This window comes from Pseudomonadales bacterium (assembly GCA_024234165.1).
Lineage (GTDB): Bacteria > Pseudomonadota > Gammaproteobacteria > Pseudomonadales > UBA5518 > UBA5518.
Genome location: JACKOP010000001.1, coordinates 406,111 through 430,121, shown reverse-complemented (window position 1 = coordinate 430,121; position 24,011 = coordinate 406,111). Strand labels below are relative to the sequence as shown.

At 63.3% G+C, this 24,011-nt stretch carries 18 protein-coding genes; 9 read left to right on the top strand and 9 right to left on the bottom strand.

Annotated features, from left to right (window positions below; genetic code table 11):
- Positions 1 to 6 precede the first annotated feature (6 nt).
- The gene (locus tag H7A12_01780; protein ID MCP5319559.1) at positions 7 to 1,884 is read left to right on the top strand and encodes a PQQ-binding-like beta-propeller repeat protein; all 1,878 of its coding nucleotides are present in this window, start codon (positions 7 to 9) and stop codon (positions 1,882 to 1,884) included.
- A gap of 185 nt (positions 1,885 to 2,069) precedes the next feature.
- Here H7A12_01780 and H7A12_01775 read toward each other — a convergent pair whose 3' ends face one another.
- Positions 2,070 to 3,539, bottom strand: coding sequence for an FAD-dependent oxidoreductase (locus H7A12_01775; protein MCP5319558.1), 1,470 nt, complete (start codon positions 3,537 to 3,539; stop codon positions 2,070 to 2,072).
- Between the two features lie 222 nt (positions 3,540 to 3,761).
- On the opposite strand from H7A12_01775, the gene H7A12_01770 reads away from it, so the two are divergent.
- Positions 3,762 to 4,178, top strand: coding sequence for an OB-fold domain-containing protein (locus H7A12_01770; GenBank protein MCP5319557.1), 417 nt, complete (start codon positions 3,762 to 3,764; stop codon positions 4,176 to 4,178).
- 2 nt (positions 4,179 to 4,180) lie between these two features.
- Positions 4,181 to 5,350: a lipid-transfer protein gene (locus H7A12_01765; protein ID MCP5319556.1), complete on the top strand. Its 1,170-nt coding sequence runs from the start codon at positions 4,181 to 4,183 to the stop codon at positions 5,348 to 5,350.
- Between the two features lie 170 nt (positions 5,351 to 5,520).
- Here H7A12_01765 and H7A12_01760 read toward each other — a convergent pair whose 3' ends face one another.
- The 8 genes from H7A12_01760 to H7A12_01725 all read right to left on the bottom strand — a co-directional run bounded on the left by H7A12_01760 (position 5,521) and on the right by H7A12_01725 (position 17,467).
- A complete protein-coding gene (locus H7A12_01760) occupies positions 5,521 to 6,414 on the bottom strand; it encodes an alpha/beta hydrolase (protein ID MCP5319555.1) in 894 nt (297 codons plus the stop codon).
- Between the two features lie 122 nt (positions 6,415 to 6,536).
- A complete protein-coding gene (locus tag H7A12_01755; protein MCP5319554.1) occupies positions 6,537 to 7,715 on the bottom strand; it encodes a hypothetical protein in 1,179 nt (392 codons plus the stop codon).
- 74 nt (positions 7,716 to 7,789) lie between these two features.
- On the bottom strand, positions 7,790 to 8,926 hold the full coding sequence (locus H7A12_01750) for a phosphotransferase family protein (protein ID MCP5319553.1): 1,137 nt from the start codon (positions 8,924 to 8,926) through the stop codon (positions 7,790 to 7,792).
- The gene (locus tag H7A12_01745) at positions 8,919 to 9,965 is read right to left on the bottom strand and encodes an NAD(P)-dependent alcohol dehydrogenase (protein MCP5319552.1); all 1,047 of its coding nucleotides are present in this window, start codon (positions 9,963 to 9,965) and stop codon (positions 8,919 to 8,921) included. The genes H7A12_01750 and H7A12_01745 overlap by 8 nt, the downstream gene beginning before the upstream one ends.
- Before the next feature lie 44 nt (positions 9,966 to 10,009).
- On the bottom strand, positions 10,010 to 10,672 hold the full coding sequence (locus tag H7A12_01740; GenBank protein MCP5319551.1) for a molecular chaperone TorD family protein: 663 nt from the start codon (positions 10,670 to 10,672) through the stop codon (positions 10,010 to 10,012).
- A gap of 56 nt (positions 10,673 to 10,728) precedes the next feature.
- Positions 10,729 to 13,593: a molybdopterin-dependent oxidoreductase gene (locus tag H7A12_01735; protein ID MCP5319550.1), complete on the bottom strand. Its 2,865-nt coding sequence runs from the start codon at positions 13,591 to 13,593 to the stop codon at positions 10,729 to 10,731.
- Positions 13,594 to 13,706: 113 nt separating this feature from the next.
- Positions 13,707 to 16,358, bottom strand: coding sequence for a TonB-dependent receptor (locus H7A12_01730; GenBank protein MCP5319549.1), 2,652 nt, complete (start codon positions 16,356 to 16,358; stop codon positions 13,707 to 13,709).
- Between the two features lie 149 nt (positions 16,359 to 16,507).
- Positions 16,508 to 17,467: a LysR family transcriptional regulator gene (locus H7A12_01725; protein ID MCP5319548.1), complete on the bottom strand. Its 960-nt coding sequence runs from the start codon at positions 17,465 to 17,467 to the stop codon at positions 16,508 to 16,510.
- 140 nt (positions 17,468 to 17,607) lie between these two features.
- Between H7A12_01725 and H7A12_01720 the strand changes: the two genes are divergently transcribed.
- The 6 genes from H7A12_01720 to H7A12_01695 are packed head-to-tail and all read left to right on the top strand — an operon-like array spanning position 17,608 to position 23,991.
- Complete coding sequence (locus tag H7A12_01720) at positions 17,608 to 18,582, top strand: LLM class flavin-dependent oxidoreductase (protein ID MCP5319547.1); 975 nt, start codon at positions 17,608 to 17,610, stop codon at positions 18,580 to 18,582.
- A gap of 30 nt (positions 18,583 to 18,612) precedes the next feature.
- Positions 18,613 to 20,010: a hypothetical protein gene (locus tag H7A12_01715; GenBank protein ID MCP5319546.1), complete on the top strand. Its 1,398-nt coding sequence runs from the start codon at positions 18,613 to 18,615 to the stop codon at positions 20,008 to 20,010.
- A gap of 29 nt (positions 20,011 to 20,039) precedes the next feature.
- Positions 20,040 to 20,897 carry an SDR family NAD(P)-dependent oxidoreductase gene (locus H7A12_01710; GenBank protein MCP5319545.1) on the top strand — a complete coding sequence of 286 codons (858 nt, stop codon included), beginning with the start codon at positions 20,040 to 20,042 and terminating at the stop codon, positions 20,895 to 20,897.
- A 52-nt stretch (positions 20,898 to 20,949) separates the two neighbouring features.
- Positions 20,950 to 21,897, top strand: coding sequence for an SDR family NAD(P)-dependent oxidoreductase (locus H7A12_01705; GenBank protein MCP5319544.1), 948 nt, complete (start codon positions 20,950 to 20,952; stop codon positions 21,895 to 21,897).
- 52 nt (positions 21,898 to 21,949) lie between these two features.
- Positions 21,950 to 22,771, top strand: a complete 822-nt coding sequence (locus H7A12_01700) for an SDR family oxidoreductase (GenBank protein MCP5319543.1) — start codon at positions 21,950 to 21,952, stop codon at positions 22,769 to 22,771.
- A gap of 20 nt (positions 22,772 to 22,791) precedes the next feature.
- Positions 22,792 to 23,991 carry a CoA transferase gene (locus H7A12_01695; GenBank protein ID MCP5319542.1) on the top strand — a complete coding sequence of 400 codons (1,200 nt, stop codon included), beginning with the start codon at positions 22,792 to 22,794 and terminating at the stop codon, positions 23,989 to 23,991.
- Positions 23,992 to 24,011 lie beyond the last annotated feature (20 nt).

The following is a 24,011-nucleotide window of genomic DNA, read 5'->3' as shown; positions in this document are numbered from 1 at the left end:
CCGGCCATGCGCGGAACCGCCATGCAGACCAGGGCGTCACTGCAGAATCTGCGAGCGGGGTTGCGCGCGGTCGTGTTGCTGTCCGTACTCGTTCACGAACCGGTCGCGGCGGTGCAACTCGACGCGCACGGCAACGTGATCGCGGATGGCGACGGAGATTCGCCCGCTGGGCAGCTCTATGCCGAACGTTGTGCCAGTTGCCACGACCATCCGCAGGGTCGCGTACCGCCGCGTTCCTCGCTGCGTTACACGCCGCCCGAGAACGTACTGCACGCGTTGCGCGAAGGTCCGATGCGCCTCATGGCCGAAGGCTTGACCGACGAGCAGATCCGCTCGCTGGTCGTCTTGCTGACCGGACGTGAAGCCGAGGCAACCGCCGACCCGATGGCCAACGCGTGCACCACACCGGTGGATCAGGTAGTGCTCGATCCGGCCGACTGGAAGAGCATTCAGGCCGATCCGCGCAATATCCGCTACCGGGCTGATGCCGGCATCGACGCGGCCAGTGTGCCGACACTGCGTCTGAAGTGGAGCTTCGCGTATCCGGGGCGTGCCTCTGGTCCGGTGAGTCTGGCTGGTAATCGGGTGTACCTCTCATCGAGCAGCCACGTGGTATCGCTGGACGCGGCGAGCGGTTGCACGCGCTGGGCGTATCCGGTGACCGGGCGTATCGTGCGTGCCGTCACGCTTGCCGCGCTGGCGACGCCGGAGGGAACGCAGCGTGTGCTGGCGCTGTTCGGCGATGACACCAGCACGCTGACGGCACTCGATGCAACTACCGGTGAGCGGGTGTGGGCGACACGGGTCGAGGAGCACGTGCTGTCGCGCATCACCTCGGCTCCGTCGGTGCATGCCGCTCGCGTGTATGTGCCGATTTCCGGCATCGAGGATCCACTGACGCACGATCCGCAATACGCCTGCTGCACCTCGCGTGGTGGTGTGGCGGCGCTGGATCTGGCGAGCGGACGGATCGTGTGGAAGCAGTACCACATTGCGCAGGAGCCTGCGTTGCGTTCGGCACCCGATGCGAGGCCGCAGCAGTTCGGACCGGCAGGAGCGTCCACCTACACGCCGCTTGCGATCGATCCCAGGCGTGGTCTGGTGTATGCGAGTACCGCCGAGGAATATGGCTTCCTGAACCCGCAGGGACCCTATTCGGTGATCGCCTACGATCTCGCGACCGGCGAGCGGCGCTGGCAACGACAGTTCCTGCCTGCCGCTGGCGCTGCGCGCGAGGCGGCGTGCGCTGCGCAGGTTGAAACCGATTGCCGCAACGTGTTTTCGATGGGTACCTCGGTGTCGATCCTGCAACTGGCCGGCGGGCGCGAGGTGCTGGCAGTGGGGCAGAAATGGGGTTGGGTCTACGGGCTGGATCCGGACCGCGACGGTGAGGAACTGTGGCGCACGCGGGTCGGGCTCGGCGGTGATCTCGGCGGTGTGATGTACGGCATGGCATTCGACGGCAACGCGCTGTATGTGCCGGTATCGGACGACGAGGTACGTCCGCCGCATCGACCGGGTGGTCTGGCGGCACTCGATCCGGCCTCCGGCGCCGTGCTGTGGCGCGTGGCCGGTCCCGATCCGCAATGCGCCTGGGGCAGTGAACCGTGTCTTGCGGCATTCGTTGCGGCACCCAGTGCGGTTCCCGGTGCGGTATTCGCCGGTGCCTGGGACGGGCATCTGCGCATCTACGCGAGCGATGACGGCAAGCTGATCCGCGACATCGACACCGGCGGCGAGTTTGCCGCGGTGGGCGGCTTGAAGGCACGTGGTGGTCAGGTTTCAGGTTATCCGGTCGTGATCGGCAAGGGCGCGATCTACGTCACCTCGGGAGCCAGTTCGATCCTTCGTCCGGGCAATGCGCTGCTCGTCTACGCGCCCTGACTGCAGAGGCTGCCGCAAAACGATGTGAAGGCGCTGCCACACGTTTCGTATCGTTTTGCGACAGCCTCTGCAGGCAGCCGCACTACGGTGCCGCGTTACCAGATTCTCCCGTTCACCTGTCACCTCGAGGATTGGCGCCACCTGGGTGTCGCGCCACGGGAGGATGCATGCGCTATACGATGTACTCAATGCGTAGCGGCATGGCGCCCGGCCTGACGACCGAAGAAGCTCGAATCGCCGAGTGACATGCCGGAACTGTAGCCTTCGCCCCAGCGTGGGATGCCACAAGCGGTGCGCCCCGCGGCATAGAGACCTTCGATCACCCGGTTGTCGGGTGTGAGCACCTCGCCGGTGGGCAGCGTCGACAGGCCGCCCAGCGTGAACGAGGTGCCCCTCACCGCATCGCCGCTGAAATTGAGTGCGGCAAACGGCGGCTCGGTGAGCGGGCGAAGGAATTGTGGAGTCTTGTGCCACAGCGGATCTTCGCCACTGGCTGCATGGCGGTTGTAGTTATCCAGCGTGTGCACGAGTTCGCCGGATGGCAGGCCAAGCTCGCCCTCGACCTCCTCCCAACTTTCGCCAGCGGCGCTGATCTCGATGTCCTGAAACACCCAGGGACGGGCGAATATCTTGTTGTCGACCAGCAACCAGCAGCGGTCCTCGGGCTGGCGCATCATGTAGTGTGTTACCCGACCGTGATAGGCATCTTCATTGATGAAGCGTTGCCCGAGCGAATTGATCAGGACTCCTTCCAGCAACTGCGGGGGTGGAAACATCGGGCGCGTAGCGAAAAATTCGCCCATGTGTATCGTCGCACCGCCAACCGAGGCACCCATCAGGATGCCCGCACCATGATCGTTGCCGCCTGTGGTCGGGTTCGGGCAGCGCTGGGCCTCAGGCGCATAATGCCTGACCATGTTCTCGTTGCAGATGAACCCCCCAGTGCACAGGATCACACCCTTGGTGGCGCGCACGGTCTGTTCCTTGCCGTCGATACGCATTACCAGGCCGTGGACACGGTTGTCGGCATCTGCGACCAGCGCCAGGGCGCGGGCGTTGAAGTGGGCAGAGATGCCCAGTGCGTTCGCGCGGTCGGTCAGCTTTTGCATGATCAATCTGCCCGCACCCATGCCGACCAACTGGGCGGTGTGGCCACGCGGGGCAGGTCTGGCGCGGCTCGAGAAAGGCCAGGCATTTTCACTGCCGGACCACACCAGCGTGTCGTCGGTCGTCGGCTCGAGGCACTTCTCGGGGTAGTAAGTACCCTTGAACGGGATCCCCTGGGCAACCAGCCAGTCGAAGTGCGCGCGTGCCCCATCGGCGTAGCAACGTACCCGCGCTTCGTCGGCGTTCGGACCGCCAGCCATCATCAGGTAGTTGTAAAAATCTTCGGTCGAGTCCTCGAACCCGGCCGCGTTCTGGATCGGCGTGCCGCCGTTGCCGCCGAGATAGAACTCGCCGCCGGAAAGCGCCGCGCTGCCACCCGAAGCGCCGGCCAGTTCGAACACGGTGACCCGGGCGCCGGCTTCGTGCGCTTCGATCGCCGCACAGGCTCCGGCGATGCCGAAACCGATCACCGCCACCTCGGTTTCGATGTCCCATTGCTGTACAGCGTCGAGGCGTAGCGGCTGCGAGAGTGAATACGGTTTCGACACGTCGGTTTTCCTCCGGTGGATATGGCGTATTTCGCAGGGAAGTTGGCAGCAATCATAACCGCCACGCCCCGGCAGCGTGCAAATGTGACGTGCAGGTAACCCGGCTGGTTCAGGTGCAAGTGCATTGCCCGTGGACCGGGTGCCGATATGCCCCATGTCGTCGCAGTTGTGGTGCTAAGATGCGTGGGTCGGCAAGCGAACCATACGATGAGGAGTCAACTGATGCCCAAGCCCGGCCGGATCAAGCCCCCGATGGCGCACGACAATGGGTGGTGGTGGGAGCAGGCCGCCAACGGCGTGCTTGCCATCCAGCGCTGCAAGAAATGCCAGACGCTGCGTCATCCCCCGCGACCGATGTGCAGTGAGTGTCGTTCGCTCGAGTGGGATTTCGTTGCGGCTGGCGGCAAGGGTACCGTGACGAGCTACACGACGCTCTATCATCCGCAGTTCCCGGGTTACGAGTACCCGTTGAACATCGTTCTGATTGATCTCGACGAGGGTACACGAATCACGTCGTGTCTGACCGATTGCACTCCCGAGGAAATCGAGTTCGGGATGCCGGTTACGGCGTACATCCATGAGGACGAGGACGGATTCAGGATTCCGATGTTCCGGCCGGCGGCGAAGGGGAGTGTGTGACGATGGCGATTTCGATGAAGAACCAGGCAGCGGTTGCCGGCATCGGCACCACCAAGTTCACGAAGAATTCGGGTGTATCGGAACTCGCACTGGCCTGTGAGGCGGTGCGCAACTGTTGCGACGACGCCGGTCTTGATCCGGCCGAGGTCGACGGTCTGATCACGTACACGATGGAAACCAGTGACGAGATCGAGGTCGCACGGGCAGTGGGTCTGGGTGATCTCACGACCTGGGCCAAGATCAACTACGGCGGTGGCGCTGCGGTCGGTCTGATTCAGCAAGCGGTGATGGCGGTGGCCACCGGTGCAGCGAAGAACGTCGTCGTCTGGCGCGCGATGAACGGCCGCTCGGGTCAGCGCATGGGGCAGGGCGTTTCGGGCAACATCGTCAGCAGCGACCTGATCCACTGGTCGTGGTACATGGCGTACGGAATGCTGACGCCGGTTTCCTGGGTCGCGATGATTGCAAACACCTACATGCACAAGTACGGTCTGCAGCGGGAGCATCTGGCGGAAGTCGCGATGGCACAACGCAGCTTCGCGCTGAACAACCCGAATGCTGCGGGCTATGGGCGCCCGTTGACGCTGGAAGAGTACATGGCGGCGAAGCGGATCACGGAGCGCCTGTGCATCTACGACTGCTGCCAGGAAACCGACGGTGGTTGCGCCCTGTTGATCACCAGTGTCGAGCGTGCGCGCGACCTGCGGCAGAAGCCGGCGGTGATTCGCGGTGTCACCCAGGCCTCCACGCGTGGACAGGAGCAGATGACCAGCTTCTACCGCGAGGAACTCGACTCGCTGCCGGAAATGGAGCTCGCAGCTCGACGTGTGTTCGCGATGTCCGGGCTGGGGCCGGACGACATCGATGCTGCCTGCCTGTATGACGCATTTACCACCGAGATTCCGATGCAGCTCGAGTCGTTCGGTTTCTGCGCGCGCGGCGAAGCCAAGGATTTCATCGCCGACGGAAACCTGCGCATAGATGGACGCTTGCCGAACAACACGCACGGTGGTCTGCTTTCGGAAGCGTACATCCACGGTGTGAACAATATCGCCGAAGGAGTGCGCCTGATCCGTGGCACCTCATACAACCAGCCAAAGCGTGCCGAGCATGTGCTGGTGTCGAGCGGGGTGGGCGTGCCCACCGGGGCGATGATCTTCGGGCACGATTGAGGCGGGCGCGATACCGGTCGGGTTGAAACCCGACCTACGTCATAGGTCGGCATTCATGCCGGCGGTTTGGTCGTAGGTCGGCATTCATGCCGACGGTTTGGTCGTAGGTCGGCATTCATGCCGACAGGTGCGTGTGCCGGATGCGTTTCCCTGTCGGGTTGAAACCCGACCTATGTCGAGTGCAGGAAGCGCAGCACCAGTTCGGTGATGCGCTCCGGTGCCTCGATCGCGGTCATGTGACCCAGGCCTTCCATCACGACCAGCTCCGCCTGCGGTATGCAGCGTGCGAGCTGTTCGGCGGGCTTCACCATGTAGACGTCGTGCTCGCCGACGATCACCAGATTCGGACAACCGATGCGTCGCAGGGCCGCGGTGCGCGGATCGTGGTCCGCGTAGTAGCTGCGCGCGAAGGTGCTGCACAGCACCGGGTTGTTCAACGACTGGATCTCCAGTGCCCAGCGCCAGCAGCGTTCGGGGTCCGAGTTGCTGTCGAAGCGGTTGTAGAACGGCGCCAGCGGGTGGTTCGCCGGGTCCTCCCGCAGGCGGCGGAACATTTCGGCGAAGTTCGGGAACGCCGCCAGCATGCCGGTGTTGTATTCGGCCACCGAGAGGATGTCGGGATCGTCCATCGGCACCAGCCGCTCGTCCCATTCCGGCCCGCAGTATTTGTCGAGCGGGATCGTGGCCGAGGAGGTGTCGCTGGAGGTGATCGACAGCAGCCGCTCGCTGTGGTCCATCGCGTAGCGCAGCGCCGCCATGCCGCCGGTGGCGTGGGTGAGCAGATGGAAGCGCTGCAGGCCGAGCAGATCGGCTAGCGCGCCGATGTCTGCGGCGACCGACTCGATCGAATAACCCGGGTTCGCGCCTTCCGGCACGCTGCGCCCGTGGCCGCGCATGTCCATGTCGATCACACGGTAGCCGACATTGGCCAGCGCGCCCGAGACGCCGGTGCGTCCCCAGTAGCTGCCGTTCTCGATGAAGTCGTGCAGCGTGACGATTGCCTCGCCGCGCCCGCCGGTATCGTCGAAGAACACGCTGGCATCGTTGCGTTTCAGGTAAGGCATGGGAGTCGCCCCGTTGCACCGCACACCGGGTTCGGGACGTCCTCGTGGCGAAGCACCTCGGGGCCGCCGTTCTGGTAGTAGACCGCTGCATTCATCGCGCATCGTCTCCGGGCAATGCAGAATCAGGAGAATGAATCCTCGGCCTTCAGGCCGAGCCGTTCGTTCTTGCCCACCATCATGGGTTGCCAGTTGCCCCAGCCCACGCCGCCGCCGACCGGGTCGCTGATGCGCACTGCTGTGTCGCGGATCTGGTGCAGGCGCTTGGCGTTCTCGAGCGTGCTGCAGTCGATGATGCGTTCGCCGTCGACGTGCAGCCTGCCGCGCCAGCCGCCGTGAAACTGGCCTTCGAAACCGAAATAGAGTCCGGCACCAAGATGAAAACCCGTATCCGACAGCACCTCGATGGTCATCGGGCGCAGTGAGCCGTCGGCCATGCGACATACGATTCTGCCGCCGAGCAGGCGACGGTTGACCGGGTGGTACTCGAGTTCGGGTTCGATATCGACGATGCGCTCGATGCGCCCGTCCGGGTGCTCGATCGCGGACATCACCGAGCGCGTACGCCCGCTTGCGGTGTCGAACTGGTTGAAGCTGAGAAAAATCGCGTAATGGCTGCCGTCGGCGCGCTGCAGGTAGCTCGGGCTCCAGAAGAACTCGTAATCGGCCTGCATGCCGACGCCGGGCGGCTCGGCGTCGATCAGCGGGTGACCGACGCCGTAGCGTACGCCCCACGAGTGGTCGCGCGTACAGACCCAGCCGTCGGGATCGATCACGGTGCGCACGCCGTCGACCTCGATCCAGCCTGATGCGATGCCGATCTGGTGATAGCGCACCAGCTCGCTCATCACCCGATACCCCTGGCGAATATGCGTGCGATCCTCGAAACGGGCCGGAATGCGGTACTCGAACAGGCAATTGAAGGCGATCGGTTGCGTGGCGTTGGGTTCGAGGACGAAGCGCACCTTCTTCAGCGGCTCCACCACTTCGTAGCGGATCGGGCCGATTGCAGTCAGGTTTGCTTCCGGTGCGAGCTCGCGGCTGGCGCGCACCGTGATCTGTTCCTTGCCGCGTGAGATGCCCGCGTAGGCGTCCATCACGTTGCGGTTGGTGTACTTGCCGAGCCCGAAGCCGAGCTGCAGGCTACCGTTGCGGGCCATCGCCATCGCGCAGACCTTCTCGGTCCACGAGGGATCTGTACTGCCCACGCAGGCGAAGGAATCCATGACCTGGTGGCAGAACTGCTCGTCGGCCTCGATCAGGGGCCCGATGGGGTTGCTGCCGGGGCTGACGGTGTTGTCCATGAGTGCGCCTCTGTGTGTGATCGTGTCTGCCCGGTTCGGGTCTGTAGTCGAACATGTTCCGGCACAGCCCGGGCCTACGACAGCCAGATATCGCGATCGCCGGCCAGTACCCGTTCGATCAGTTGCCGACCGAAGAGGTATTCGTCGGTGTTCTGCGGGCGTTCCAGTTCGCCGAACAGGATGCGCCGCTGCGTGACGCGGATATCGATCACCGACTGCTGCAGCAACCCGTAGTTGATATACCAGTCGATGTTGTCGAGCTGCACACCGGTCAGCGCTTCATAGCCGGCAACCACGGCATCACGGCGCAGGAAATCGGCCATCGTGTCGATGCCCGCGATGACTTTCGCGATGTGTCGGAAATACTGGTGGAAGAAGATCAGGTAGCCAACGTCCATTTCACGTGGCCCGAGCATCGCGAGTTCCCAGTCGAGCACTGCGACGATGTGCGTGTCGCGCCACAACGCGTTTGCAGGACGCGCATCACCCCAGCTCACCACCGGTTCGCCCTCCTGTGCGGGCCAGTGTGCCTCCAGCCAGTCGAACAAGCGCTCGACGAGTGGAAAGCGCAGCTCGCCGCGTCCCCATTCGTAAAGTGCCCGTTCGCGCGCAAAGTGCCGGCGTAATGCAGTGTCGCCTGGCTGGTCGATGTTCAGGAAGGCGATTTCGCTGGCACCGGCACGGATACCGTGAATGCCGGCGATCGCACGCAGCATCTCGTCTTGGACCTGGCGCTGCTGCGCGGGCGAGGCGTCGGCCAGCCAGCCGCCGAAGACGTAGGGTGGGCTGTCGGGCACCATGGCACCGTCGATGCGTTCCATCACGAAGAACGGGACACCCAGCGCCTCGCTGGAGCGCTCCTGCCACGGTACACCGGGTACCGGTACGTTGGTGTGGCTGCTGACCAGGCGCATCACGTTGACCTGCAGATCGAAGTCGTAGCGGGGAAACAGCGGAAACGCGTCCGCCGGGGGCGGCAGACGCGCGACGAAGCTGCCGCTGCGCTCCTGTCCCTGTTCGTTCCACTGCATGTCGAACAGCAGTGTCTCGCTCGACATGCCGGCCTTGCCGGGACTGCTGAGCGCCGACAGGCGTGGCCTGCTCTGCGCGCCCAGCGTGCGTTCGAACCACGCGCTCAGGAGTGTGTGGAGTTCAGCCGGATCGCGTGTGCTGGTGCGCCCTGCCGTGAGTTGCTGCGTCGTTTCAGTCATGTGTGATCACTACCTTGCCGATATGGCCGCGTGCAGCGAAATGCTGCACAGCCTGCGTTGCCTGAGCGAATGGAAATTCGCGATCGATCACCGGCCGCAGGCGATGTTGTGCGACCGCACGCAGCATCGCCGAAAGATCGGCACGACTGCCCATCGCGTTCGCAAACAACGTCAAGGCGCGTTCGATCACTGGCAACAGGTGCAGGTAGTCTATGCTGCCGAGTCCGCCAACGATGCCGATCATCGCGATCCGTCCGCCGACACGTACGCTGCGTATCGACTGTGCCAGTGTGTTCGGACCGCCGACCTCGACCACCAGATCGACGCCGCGCCCATTGGTGGCCGCGAGAACCGCATCGCTCCACTGCGGATTTTCGCGATAGTTCACGACGGCGTCGGCGCCCATGCGCTGCAGCAGTTCGGCCTTGGCGGCGGTCGATGTGGTGGCGATCACCCGGCATCCGGCAAGTTTCGCGAACTGCAGCGCAAACAGCGAAACACCGCCGGTACCCTGCACCAGCACCGTTTCTCCGGGCAGGCACGGGCGGCGTGCGGGAGGGCCGCCGAGGATGCTGTTCCATGCCGACAGGCCGGCGCAGGGCAGGGCAGCCGCTTCGGCAAAGGAAAGATGGGCTGGCATCGCGACCAGCGCTTCGGCAGGCATCAGTGCGTATTCGGCAAGCGTGCCATCGACCAGGCTGCCGAGTACCTCACCGTAGTGCTCGGGACAGGGTTCGCCGGCGATCCACTTGCGGTGCGGATGCACGATCACTTTGTCCCCGCTGCGCCAGCCGTCGACTCCGTCGCCGACTGTTGCGATTTCACCGGCGCCGTCGAGTAGCGGCACCACACCATCCACCTGCGGCACGCTGCCGTGCAGGAATACCAGATCGGCGAAGTTCAGGGCGCTGGCGCGCATGCGTACCAGTACCTCGCCCGGACCAGGTGTTGGCACGGGCGACTCGCGCAGCGCGAGGCCGAAAACAGCTCCCGGCAGCCCTTCGAGCGGCGCTGTGGACGTGTAGTGATAGTGCTTCATCTGGGTGTGTCCTTCGGTAGGTCGATGAAACGGACCAAAAGCATTCAATGTGCGATGGATTCGCCACCGGTCTGCCGGCGTAAGCGTATCAGTTCGAATTCGAGAAAACGTTCAAGCAGTCGTGCAAGTTCGCAAAAGATGCGAGGTGCATCGTGTTTGGCCAGCTGTTCGCGCAAGGCGGGTACCCAGGCGCCGGGATGCCGTTCGATGAAATCACGTTGTGCACGGAGCAGGGCACCCACGTCTTCGCCAGCCGCCCCGAGCTGTGCCTCCTGGAACGCCAGGAAATGCAGGAACTCGAGTTCGGTGAGCAGATGGTCCGGTTCACCCTGCGTGGCGTGGTCGAGCGACAGTCCGAAGAAATCGTAGAAGCGAACCAGTTCCTCGTGCAGATCCGTCTTTCTGCCCTGGTGGTGCGCGCCGTTGAGCGGACAGTCGGGACCGTTCGCGCCTGCCTCGAATAGCCGCGTGAACTCGACCAGCAGCGTGTCGTCGTCCGGTACGGCGCTGCCCAGCGCCTTCCAGTCCACGTCTGCAACCAGGGCAGGATCGACGGCCCCGAGCAGCCGCTGCAGGGCGCCGGCCAACTCGCCGCCCCGAATCGCCTGCAAGACTTCCTGATCCGGATAAGTGAAAGCCGTTGCGAACGCGAGATAGCTCAGGCTGCGCGATGTCTCGATCACGATGCCGATCCTGCTCTGGTTTATCGTGGTCCTTGCAAAGGTCCGGTGCTGTCGCGTGCGACAACACCGCACGGCTTCGCTCAGGACGTATATTTACGCAAATCGACACGCGTGTCGCGATCGTTGCCGCTGAGATCGAGCCAGCCGACCTCGTTGACCAGATGGCCATGTCGCCCGACGAAATTCGTCACTCGTGCCGGGCTTGGCGTGATCGCATCGCTGGCGTGGCCGCCCACATGCTGGCTGGCGAGCCAGGCGTGGTAGATGTGGACCTGCCCCGGTTGTATCCCGGGCGTGAGTTTCACCCGTGCGATGAACTCGCCGAGGTCGTTATGCACGGCGGCATAGTCATGATCGATGAGACCGCGATGGTTTGCATCGTCAGGGTTTACGAAAATCACCGGCTCGCCTCGCTGCAACTGCAGCAGGATATCGACGTCACGCCATAGCGTGTGCACGCTCCAGCGCGTATGACCACAGGTCATGACCAGCGGATAGTCACCGCCGGCTTTCGGCGGTTGCTTGTGCACCGGAAGCGTCTCGCCGATTTCGATATAGAAAGGATGGTCGATGTAGAACTGCTGGCGACCGGTGCTGGTCGGCCACGGTACCTTCCTGGTGACGTAGTCCTGGTACGGAACCAGCGGTTCGTCGGGACGGTAATCGCTGGTGCCGCACCACATCCTGCCCATCCGGCTCACGCCGGTGTAGCGCATGACGCCCCTGTTCGCGCGCAGATCCTCCAGCGTGATGCCTCGCGTGGCTGGTGACAGAGCGAGAATCAGGCGCATGATCCTTTCATCCTCGCGCGGACCGATGCGTCCCTTGTCGCTGAAGCGCCAGTACGCCTGACCGAGGTCGTACTCGACGCCGCGGTAGGTCTTCACCTTTGCTACGCTGCGGCGCCTTGCTTCGGTCTCGACGCGCTGCATCAGCAGCGACAGGATCTCCCAGTCCGACTTCGCCTCGCCAAGCGGCTCGACAGCCTTGTCGGCGAGGTGCAGGTATGGTGGATACGCGACCGAGTACTTGAATCCGAGCTTTTCGTACGGTCCGGCCGTAGGCAGCAGGATGTCGGAGTGGCGTGCGGTGTCGTCCATTCGCAGCGTGATATCGACGACCAGCCTGGCTTTCGCGAACAGTGTCCTGCCAAGTCGCTCGCCCATGCGGCGATGCCGGAACGGGTTGCCGAACATGTTGAAGATCACGTCCGGATTGGCGAGTTCCGCGCCCGGCACGTTATGCAATTCGTTGCTTGCAAGCGCGTCTTCGAGGAACGCCTCCGGGGTGCGAGGCAGTGTCGGGTCGTTGTACTCGGGCTTGAGTTGTGCGTCGCGTGTGCCGCCGTTCATCAGCATCATCAGCGATCCCGAGATGAACGCAGGGCTTTCTGCCTGGCGGGAACCGATGTCGATCAGAGCCGGGTAGATGCTGTTCATGTCGCCCGCGATCAGATCGCTGGGGAAGTCGTGGAAGGCAGAAAGGATCTTGCCGTCGAGTTCCCAGAACGTCATGACTTCCCAGCCGCCACCGATACGGCCGTTATTGCCGGTCAGTGCGCACAGCAGGATCGTCGCACGCTGCACCAGCTCGCCGTGCAGGATCTTGCCGGCAGCCGCACCAATATAGATTTTCGCCGACCTTGCGGTGGCGAACTCGCGTGCAAAGCGCCGGATCACGTCCGGGTGTACGCCGGTAATTCTCGAGGCGCTATCGGTGTCGTAGGCATCGAGTGTGTCGCGCAGCAGCGAAAATGCACTGCGCAGCCGCACATCCTCTCCCGACAGCAGTTGCACATGCGCATTATGGGGGTCGATGTCGACCCGGTCCTCGGGTGCCAGCTTCAGCGTGCGTCGATCCTTGTCGAACCCTGCCGAGCTCGTCGACCAGACGATTTCCTGCCTCCGGGCATCCCACCATGCGAAGCACTCGCGCCGGCCACCCCCGATCACGTCGGATTCGCGCAGGAACTGTCGGGTGTCTTCACGGATCAGCAGCGGCAGGTCGGTCTGCTCAATGATGTAGGGCAGATCGTGCAGATTCTCGTCGAGAATGATCCTGCAGGCCGCCAGCGCGAGCGCCGCATCGGTGCCCGGACGCGGTCCTATCCACAGGTCGGCATGGATCGCACTCGCGTTGTAGTCCGGTGTGATCGATACGTACCTGCCGCCGCGGTAGCGCATTTCGGTGATGAAGTGTGCATCAGGCATCCGGGTCGTGATCGGGTTGCCGAACCAGTTCACGAAGTAGTCGCTGCGGAACCAGTCATCCGAGGAGCCGCCTGGTACAGGGGCGCCGAGCGTGACCGTCCCGCCGGTCATCAGGTCGCCGGTGCTGGCAAAGTTTTCGGTGATCGGTATGCCGAGCTGGTTGAAGAAGCGCACCATCGCGATCCAGCTCGGGCCGAAGTCGCTGTTGTTGCCGTTCTCGCAGTACGCCCCGACGCCGCCGCGCGTCGAGAGCGTGTCGACCAGTTGCGCTGCAATCTCGTCAAGCGCTTCGTCCCAGCTGATGCGTTTCCAGCGATTCTCACCACGCTTCCCCACGCGCTTCAGGGGATAGCGAATCCGTGCCGGGCTGCGGTACAGCACACTGGCCAGCGCGCCTTTCTGGCAACCACGCGGATTGGCGTCGGGGACGCTCGCGTTGGTCTGTGTATACGGAGCCGCCTGTTCTTCCCGCCAGACGATGCCGTCGCGCACATACAGGTCCCACGAGCAGCCGCCGCTTGCGCAGTTCGTGCACGAATGCGTGCCTATGCCGATGCGATCCCATCGCCACTTGCGGCGGTAGACGTCGCGATAACCGGCATATGCCCGCGCTTGCTCTGGCAGACGATCATCCGCCATGAGCGAGCGAAGGCTTTTCAGGTCCAGCGTGAGCGCGAGCGTACCGATGGCTGCGCTGCGCAGAAAATCCCGGCGAGTCGCATGGATCGGTTGCATGTGCAAACTCCTCCTCAGGACATGTGGCCCACTTCACGACTGCTGTTTCAGCATACCCTCCTGCACGGGGAGCTTGCGATCTTTCTGCGATGTTCGAGGTCCCGCCGGGTGAATCAGCCTCCTTGTGCACCGAAGCGATAGCGCAGCGAGACACCGTACATGCGTGGCTCGCCATAGGTGGCGGTCACGAAACCGGTCGACTGCTGCAATCCGATGTAGCCGAATACCTTGTAGGTCTTGTCGGTGGCGTTGTTCACGAAGGCACGCAGATCGAAGTTCGAACCCATGATCCCGTTCCATTCGGCCGAAAGGTTCAGGACGTCGTAGCTCTTGATCCATGCGTTCGGATCGTCCTTGGGGTGCGTGCTCGCCGACGAATACAGCTTGCCGCGATAGTTCCATCCGGCAAGCAGCACGACCTCGCCGAGGTCATCGCCGAGCTGCTGCGTGTAGCGCAGGTTCAGCGAGGCGGTGTGGCGGGGAATGTTCTGCATCGGAATGCACGACAGGTTCGCGACCATGTCTGGCTGGCCGATGTACGGTATCTGGCGCGGGCCGTCGCAGGTGTACGTGGAGTAACCGCCACGGATCGGGTCTGGCTGCACCTTGAGTCTGAAGTCGTCGTACTCGCCGTCCAGGTACGAATAGCTGCCCGAAATATCGAAGCTCTGGTTCAGCCGAAGCAGTGCTTCCAGTTCGACGCCACGAATCCATGCCTTGTCGGCGTTGAAGGTCACGGCACCCTGGTCGAGGCAGGTGCGGCTGCTCGAGAAATTCTCGCCGTTGGGTCCGGTGCAGACACCGTTCACGAAGCTGCCGATCGGGTGGTTGTAGGCGGCGGCTCGCTGGATGTCCTTGTAGTCGAGGTGGAACACGCTTGCATTCACACGGGCCGGCATGCCGCCCAGGTCGAAGTCTGCCTTGGCGCCGATTTCGTAGTTCGTGACCAGCTCCGGCTCGTAGGTAAGGGGGCCAGTCCCTGCGTAGTTGAAACCGCCCGCCTTGTAGCCATGCGTGATCTTGCCGTAGAGCAGCGTGCGATCATCCAGCTCGTAGTCGAGCCCCAGGGTCCAGGTCGGCTCCTCGGACTTCAACACTGCGCGGCGTGGTGGAATCGTGTACACGTTAGCCGCGATGTCGGTATAAACGCGATCACCGTAGAAGTTTTCACTGTAGCGGGTACCCCGGGTTTCGTCCTCGGTGTAGCGGGCGCCGACGGTCAGCTTCCACCGCTCCAGCGACGGCGCGAGCAGGCCGAGCTGCAGTGTTCCCTGTGCATAGATCGCCTTGCTGGTGGTTTCGATCGAATAGAAAGTGCCGGGTCCGATCGTTGCAGCGTTGAAGGTGCCGGTTCCCTGCAAGCCTTCAGGCTCCAGTTTCGAGTAATACAAACCGACAACGAAGTCGAGCCGATCGTCGAGCAGCTTGCCGACGAGTTGTGCCTCCTCGGTCAACTGGCTCGCATCCGACAGGCTGCCGCGTGCCCCTGCCGGTGCAAGCGGGTTGCTGTGTACAGTGGCCGGAACGTATGGCGGTAGCTGTGACAGGATCGGCAGGATCGAACCGTCGTTGTCCCAGCTGTAGCTGATCTTCATTTCCTGGTGGCTGAGGATGTTGCGGAAGGTGAGGTTGTCGCGAAGATCGATCGCCAACGTGTCGATTGCACCGTCGTGCTCGATGCGGAAGAACTGGTCGGTATTCAGTGCAGTCTTGCGCTTGCCGAGGGCCTTCTGCCGTGCGAGTACCGATTGCGTGACCGCGGGGTCGAACATCGTCGCCGGCGAAAACAGGTTCGGGAAGTGGTAGGCCATGTTGCCCACCAGATTGGCGAGGTTGGCTCCAGGGCCAGCTCCATCGAAGATGATTCCGGTGCCGTTGTCCTGCGATCGTCCGCGCAACGCGATCAGATTGTTTTCGACGTTGTCGGTCGGACGCCACAGCACGCTGATCCGTGCATGCCAGTAGTCCTGGTTGTCGTAGTCCTTGCCGGCGAATCCCGCACCGTTCGGGTTGCCGAACCCGCAGGAGTTGCCACTCCCCACATCGCACACCGTATTGAAGCCAAAGGCCCTCGGCCCGACATCCTTGGTGAAACCGTCGCGGCTGACGTCCTTGTATGCTGCGCGAACCATCAACTTGTCGGTGAACAGCGGCAGGTTCAGTGCGCCCTCGTATTCGCGATCGTCGTAGTTGCCCGCCTGGACCTGCGCATAGCCCTCGAAATGCTCGTCGGGCTTCTTTGGTCCGAGCAGCACCGCGCCACCGGTGGTGTTGCGCCCGAACAGCGTGCCCTGCGGCCCGCGCAGCACCTGCAGCGATTCGAGATCGAAGAAGGTGCCGGGGGCGCCCTGAGTCGGCATGATCGTGCCCTGGATCAGTGGCACCTCGGCGAAGTAGTTCACAACGCCGACCGACGCGAGGTAAGTCTGGCCCTGGCCGCGGATCACGACTACCTCGGAGTTGCGCGGGCCACCACCGGTGCTGACCATCACGCTGGGTACCTTGCCGACGATGTCGTACGCGTTGGCGATGCTCTGCTGGCGCAGCGTGTTGGCGTCGAAGGCGCTGATCGCAATCGATACGTCCTGGATGTTCTCTGCCCGCCGCTGTGCCGTCACGACGATTTCATCCAGTACCAATCCGCCGGATGCCGGGGTGCCGGGCTGTTGTGCGGCTGTGACGCTGGTGTACGACCCGAACATGCCGGCGACGATTGCTGCTCGCAGCAGTGGAGACCCATTTGGACGGAGCAGGATTGCTTGCATGGTGCGACTCCTCTTCGGTGTTCCGGTCGTTGTTGTAAGGCCTTGCGAGAGCGGCTGTGCTGATCGCGGGTCGCCACGAACCCGACGGCGTTCGAGCACTATGGGAAGTTAGCGGGGGGCTGGACAATCGAGCAAATGAGATATTTGCATCAAGAGTAAATCGATGATTTCGATGGAGCCTGGCGTTGCCGCTCCTCGAATATCGTCAGCAGGCTCTCGCGCAGCCAGCGGTTCGCTGGGTCGTTGTCGCGTGCTGCGTGCCAGAAGAGGTAGACATCCTGTGGTTCCATCTGCAGTTCCGTGGGTGGCGGACATACCTGCAGTTCCGGGAAGCTGGCGGCAACACGCGTGATCGTGGCCTGTGTCGCGGTCAGCAGACAATCGGTCAATGCGACGATCCGGCATGCAGTCCAGTAGTCCAGGCAGCGCACCTGGATCTCGCGCTTCAGCCGTGCTTCGCGGAACGCCGCATCGACCAGGCTCCACGGCGCACTGCCCGGTGAGATCAACACATGGCGCTGGCGCATATACGCATCGAAGCTGATCTCGCCGTCGACGACTGCAGGATGGTCGTGGCGTGCGGCGATGGCGAGACCCTGACGGGTCAGCAGTACACGGCGTATATGTTCGGAGTGCGATGCCAGCGGCTGCAGCACCGCGTCGAACCTGCCGGTCACGAGGCGTGTCTCGAACTGGCCCGGATCGTAGTGCGCGATCGTGATGTCGTAATCCGAATCAGCATCCTGGCGAGCGATGAGCTCCGGCAGGAAGCTGGCGACTTCGGTATTGTCGATACCGATCGTGAGCTTCTGGCGAGCACGTCGGGGTTGCGAAGGCACGATCTCGTTCACCGAACTCTCGAGCATCTCCAGCCCAGCCTGGATCGGCTTGATCAGGCTGCGTGCCTTTGCGGTCGGTGACATCACATTGCCCTGGCGCTCGAACAGCGGATCGTCGAACAGCTCACGCAAGCGGCGCAGGGAGTGGCTCAAAGTCGATTGTGTGACGTGCAATCGGTCGCTCGCGCGCGTCACGGTGCCTTCGCGGTAGATCGCGTCGAACACGACGAGCAGATGCAGATCGCCCCGTCTGATATTGATTCGGTCCATATCGTTAGCATGAAAAGAATGTATTTGTTCAATCATATACCAGCCTTGTAGAGTGCCGTGGTCGTCATCGGGTACAGCGAGCTCTTGTACCTTGCCGATGTCGATCCCGTAGGACGAAGCGGAGAGCCAAGGAGAGCCAAATGGAACTGCATCTTGCGTTCGAATTGCGTTCGCCGGCGGGCGCCACGCCACATCGAGACCTGCACCCTGCGATGCTCGATGTCTGCACGTGGGCGGACGATCTGGGCTTCGCCTATGCGAATTTCGGTGAGCATCACGCCTCCGTGAGTGGTTACAACCCGTCTCCGCTGGTGAGTTGCGCTGCGGTGGCAGGGCGCACTCGGCGCATCCGCATGCGGCCGAACGTGTTGCTGGCACCGTTCTACAACCCGGTGCGGCTGGCGGAAGACACGGCGGTTCTGTCACTGGTGTCGCGCGGGCGCTTCGATATTGCAATCGGTGGTGGTTACCGCCAGCGCGAGTGCGCTATGTACGGAACTCGCCTGGATGATCGCTGGCAGACCGTTGGCGATACGATCGCGTTCCTGCGCAGCGCCTGGACCGGTGAATCCTTCGAATACGAGGGCCGGAGCCTCTGCATCCGGCCGGTGCCGGATCCGCTGCCACGGATCTTCCTCGGGGGTGGCAGTGCCGCGACGGCCAGGCGCGCTGCACGCATGGCAGATGGTTTTGCCACCCCGCACGATGCGGCCCTGTGGGAACCTTACCGCAAGGAATGTCTGGCGCTCGGCAAGCCGGATCCGGGACCTGCGCAGGCGCTTGGGCCGGTGTTTCTCTGGGTGGCCGAAGACGTCGAGGCAGCCTGGCGCATGCTGATGCCCCATGTGCTTGGCCAGATCGAGGAATACGTACAGTTCACGGTGGAGGGTTTCGGCGAGGCGCGTGGTCCGTACCGGGGAGGGGTCAGTCCCGAGCAGGCGCGTGCAAACCCGGCCTACCGCGTGTTGACCGTGGATGAGGCGATCGCGCTCGGTGAACGGCTCGGCTCGCGCGGGCTGCTGCTGCTGAACCCGCTGATGGGAGGCATCCCGATCCACGAGGCGTGGCGGATGCTGCGGCTGTTCGAAACGCGGGTGTTGCCGTATCTGCCGTGAGTGAATTCAATTCGAGGGAGGTCATGCCGCATGAGCAATGAGTCGGAGCGCACGCGGACGGCAGCACTGCAGTTGCGGGCGGCGTGGGATCGTCTGCTCGAACAGCTCGTCGAGACGCGCGAGGCGATCGACGATCCGCAGCGCTGGCCGCCGCCTCTGGGGGAGCGCAACCTTGCCGAAGGTTATCGCTACGTGCTGGGTTTTCTGTATGGGTCGCTGGCCCGTACTCTGGGCCCCACGCCCGAGTTTCCGTACTTCGTACGCGCGATCCAGCCACTGAACCGCTCGACGATCGACAATGCCGATGCGATCTATCTTGCGGCGCCGATCGACGGCAACCACAGCTACGTGATCCGTGGTCGTGCCGCCGATGCCCGGCACTGGCGGGGTGAGCCTGCCGTCAAGGGAGCACGCAAGGCTCCGCACTACGTGATCTTCGAGGCGCCGAGTGGCTATTCCGGTGATACCGGCAACATCGCCGAGTTGCGCCCGGGCACGCGCGCGAATTGCGCCGTGCTCGACAGCCCGAAGCTGCAGGTCGAGCAGGATGGAAGCTTCGAGATCCTGCTTGCGCCGGAGCGCCCCGCAGGGCACACCGGCAACTTCATGCACACGCGCACCGAACGCAGCCGAACCCTGCCCGACGGTAGCACGCAGCAGCAGGTGTACGTGGCACGGTTCGTGGTGTTGCGCGAACTTTTCTGCGACTGGGAGCACGAGGATCTGCTCGATCTGTTCATCTACCGCAGTGATCGGCTCGGACGTCCGATGCCGGCGTATACGCCCGCGGACGCAGTACGCCAGATGGAGGAGATCGGGCGGCTGACGCGCAACCAGGTGCACTTCTGGAACGAGTTCTACGCCGTGACCTGCGAGGCCTACGGTGACATGAACGGTGATGGCCAGTGCTTCATGCCGCGCAACGGTTTCAACAAACCGAATGCGGCGTCGCTGGCGACTGCCGGCGGCATGGCAACCAATATCTACAGTGGCGGCATTTTCGAACTGGCGGCGGACGAAGCGATGATCGTCGAACTGCATCAACCGATCGAGCCGGACTATATAGGCTTCAGCCTTGGCAACATGTGGGGCGAGTCGCTCGACTTCGCGAACTGCCAGAGCAGCCTGAACGGTGTGCAGGCGCACCGCGACCGCGACAATGTGATCCGCTACGTGATCGCACACGACGATCCAGGGGTTGCGAACTGGGTGGATACGACGGGGCATCCGGAGGGCTATATGACGGTGCGCTGGGCCTATTCGGTGCGTCCGCAGCAGGATCTGCCGTGGGCCAGTGCGACGAAGGTCCGGTTCGGCGAGATCATGCAGTATCTGCCGGCCGGGACGGTTCGTGTCACAGCCGAGGAGCGGCGGCACCAGATAGCGATCCGTCAGGAGCACGTACAACGGCGTTATCGCCAGCACTGACATCGATTTGTAAAAGGAGAGCAAAGGACATGGTGGGGAAACTCGCAGGCAAGGTCGTCATAGTCACCGGTGCCAGTCGCGGTATCGGCGCGGGGATCGCGAAGCGCTTCGCGGCCGAGGGCGCCCGGGTGGCGCTGGTGGCGCGCACGGTGGAAGAGGGCGACAGCAGGCTCCCCGGCTCGCTGAACGAGGTTGCGGCGTGGATCCGCGCGCAGGGTAGTGAGTGCGTGTGTATTGCAGCCGACCTCTCCAGCGAAGAAGATCGCAAGCGCATCGTGCCGCAGACGGTCGCGGCCTTTGGTGGTGTCGATGTGCTGGTCAACAACGCTGCCTGGGGGCGCTATGTTCCGGCGCACCAGCAGGATATGCGCAACCTGCGTCTCGCGTGGGAGATCAACGTGGTGACACCGCTCGATCTCACGCAACAGTGTCTGGAGGCCATGAAGGCGCGCGGCGGCGGCTGGGTGGTGAATCTCTCGAGTGCGACTGCTGACCTGCCGCATCCTGCGCCGTATGATTTCAACGAGCGTTACATTGGCTTCAACCTGAAGATGGGACCGACGGTTTACGGATCGACCAAGGCTGCCCTGCAGCGGCTCACTGCCGGACTGGCGGTCGAACTCGCGCCGTACCATATCGCGGTCAATACGCTGGCGCCGGTCGAGGCGGTCGCCAGCGAAGGTGCGGTCGAGCTTGGCGTGATCGACGCGGTGGCGCATTACGAGCCGCTGGAGGCGATGGCGGAAGCCGCACTCGCGCTTTCCACGCGGCCGGCAGGCGAGCTGTCCGGGCGGATCACGCTCAGTCTGGAGTTGCTGCGGGAACTCGGGATGAATGGCGTGATGAGCCTCGACGGCCTCACTGCACTGCCTGACTACAGTTTCTGATACCACCCGCAGCGGGATTCCGTTTTCATAAGACAATCAGAGGAGATCGACGATGGAGCAGTTGCGATTCGATGGAAAGGTGGCGATCGTCACCGGTGCGGGAGGTGGCCTGGGACGGGCATACGCAAAATTGCTTGCTGCGCGTGGTGCACGCGTGTTGGTAAACGACCTGGGTGGTGACACCATGGGCAAGGGGGCCGACCCGGGATATGCCGAGGCGGTTGCGGCGGAGATACGCGCCGAAGGTGGGATGGCCCAATCCGATCCGCACTCGGTGGCCGAACCGAAGGCCGCGGCGGCGATCGTGCAGCATGCGATGGATCTGTGGGGGCAGGTCGATATCCTGGTCAACAACGCCGGCGTGGTCACTTCGACGGGTACGCTCGACCAGGTCAGCGACCAGAACTTTCATACCGATCTCTACAGTGCGGCAGGAGGGACTTTCCATCTGATGCGTGCGGTGTGGCGTCAGATGTGGGATCGCAACTACGGCCGGATCGTCAACGTGGCCTCGGGTTCCTTCTTCGGCATGGGCAGCGCCGTGCCTTACCCGGCGGCGAAGGGTGCCGTGATCGGCATGACGCGTGGCACGGCGGTGGCAGCGCAGATGAGGGAGCGCAATCTGCGCATCAACGTGATCATGCCGATCTCGCGCAGCCGCATGACGGTGCACATGGGCGAGGAAGTCGACGCGGCGATGGAGCGTTACTTCCCGCCGGAGGCGGTTGCACCCGTGGTCGCGTTGCTTGCGCACGAACGATGTCCGTGCAACGGCGAGATCTTCAGCGTTGGTGGTGGCGGATTCCGGCGTATTTTCCTGGGTGCCACGCCTGGCTACCAGCAGCCGGAGGGAACACCGCTCACCATCGAGGATGCATTGGCGCATTTCCCCGAGGCGATGGACACGGCAGGCTACCAGATCCCGCAGCACGCACTCGAAGAGGCTGCCATGTATCCGGGCAAGGTCGACTGGGGCGTGTTCCTGCAGTTCATCGCCTGATCGCACGGCGTGATGGCGCTGCACAAGGCAACTGCTCGTCGAGGAAGACAGGATGCGAGGCGTTGAAGGACAGTCGTTCATCGTGACCGGCGGCAGTGCAGGAATCGGTGCGGCCTGCGCCGCACGGCTGCTTGCCGATGGTGCGATGGTCACGATCTGCGGACGCAGCGAACGACGGCTGCACGATGCTGCAGAGCAGCTTGCACGTGGGGATTCCTCGGTGCGTGCGCGGCTGCACTTCGAGGTGGCCGATGTGACCGTCGAGGATGACGTGGCACGACTGGTCGCACAGGCGGTGGCGCAGCATGGTTCTCTGCACGGCTTCGTTGCCAACGCCGGTGGTGGCGGCACGCTCGAACCGTATCACCGGCGAGACATCGCTGAATTCGTGCGCGTGCTGAACCTGAACCTGTTGAGCACGGTATTGTGTGTCAAGCACGCCGCGCCTGCACTGGCTGGGGCCGGGGGCGGCGCCTTCATCGCGATGTCATCGCTCGCCGGCAGCCTGCCGCATCCGTATTTTGGCGCCTACCCGATCGCGAAGGCGGGAATAGAGGCGCTGGTGCGCAATGCCGCCGACGAATACGGACCAGTGAACCTGCGCTTCAACGCGGTCGCGCCGGGTTTCATCGATACCGAGGCGATGGCCGTGGTGCCGCGCGACAGTCCGGTTTTCCGTTCCTACGTCGACAACACCCCGCTCGGTGACATCGGGCGCGCAGAGGATGTGGCAGCGCTGGTGCGTTTCCTGCTCGGCCCCGAAGCGCGCTGGATCACCGGCGAGACGATCCGCATCGACGGCGGCAACCACCTGCGGCGCGGACCGGACTATGGCAGCTTCGTAGCGCTTGGCCTGCCGACCGGCGGCAGATGATGCAGCAGTGTGAATCGACCATGAACCAGCCGCTGCAGGGCGTGCGCGTACTCGAACTCGGTATGTGGGTTGCGGCTCCGGCCGCAGGCACCTTGCTTGCCGACTGGGGCGCGAGCGTGATCAAGATCGAACCACCTGGTGGCGATCCGTTGCGCGGCATCACGCAGCCTGGCATGCCGGAAGGCAGCAATCCCTGGTTCCAGATGGTGAATCGGGGCAAGCGCTCGATGGCAATCGATCTGCGTCGCCGGGCCGGGCGTGAACTGTTCGATCGTCTGCTTTCGGAAAGCGACGTGCTGATCGTGAACCTGCAATCGAGTGCCGCACAGAAGCTCGGTGTGGACGCCGAAACCGTGCGAGCCGCGCATCCATCGCTGCTCTATTGCCGCATCACCGGCTACGGTGCGTACGGTCCGGATGCCGATCGCCCGAGCTTCGACAGCGGAGCATTCTGGGCGCGGTCCGGATTCATGACGTCGATGATGCAGCCGGGTGCGGATCCTCCGGTGCCGCCGTCGGGCGTGGGGGACATGTCGACCGCGCTCGCCTGCACAGGTGCCATAGCGGCTGCGTTGTTTCGCCGTGCCAGCACCGGTGAGGGCGCACTGATCGACGTATCGTTGTACCGAACCGGCATTCATGTGATGGCCTGGAACATTGCGGGGCAGTTGCGCGGCATTCCGGTTTTCCGTCATCCGCAGCGCGATCAGGTGCTGAATGCGCTGTATAACGTCTACCGTGCCGCAGACGGACTGGATTTCTATCTCACGATGAATACCCCGGATCCGTACTGGCCCGGATTGTGTCGTGCGATCGGTCGCAGCGAGCTGATCGATGATCCACGCTACGATGTGTTCGCCAACCGGATGCGCAATGCGTCCGGCCTGGTCGGCTTGCTCGATGAGGCCTTTACGGCGCGTACCCGAGCCGAGTGGGGTGTGCGCTTCGATGCGGAAGGTGTGATCTGGGCCGAGGCACAGACGGTCGAGGAGATCGTCCACGACACGCAGGCCGCGCTCAACAACGCCTGGATTGCGATCGATGATCCGGTGCATGGCAATGTCCGCATGCCGGCAGGGCCGGCTGATTTCGATGGTGTGAACTCATGCGTGCGCAAACCGGCACCGGAGCACGGTGCCGACACCGAAATGCTGCTGCTGGAACTGGGTTATGGCTGGGAGCAGATTGCAGAGTTGAAGCGCGACGGCACGATTCCCTGAAATTGCCTGAAGGAGTGCAA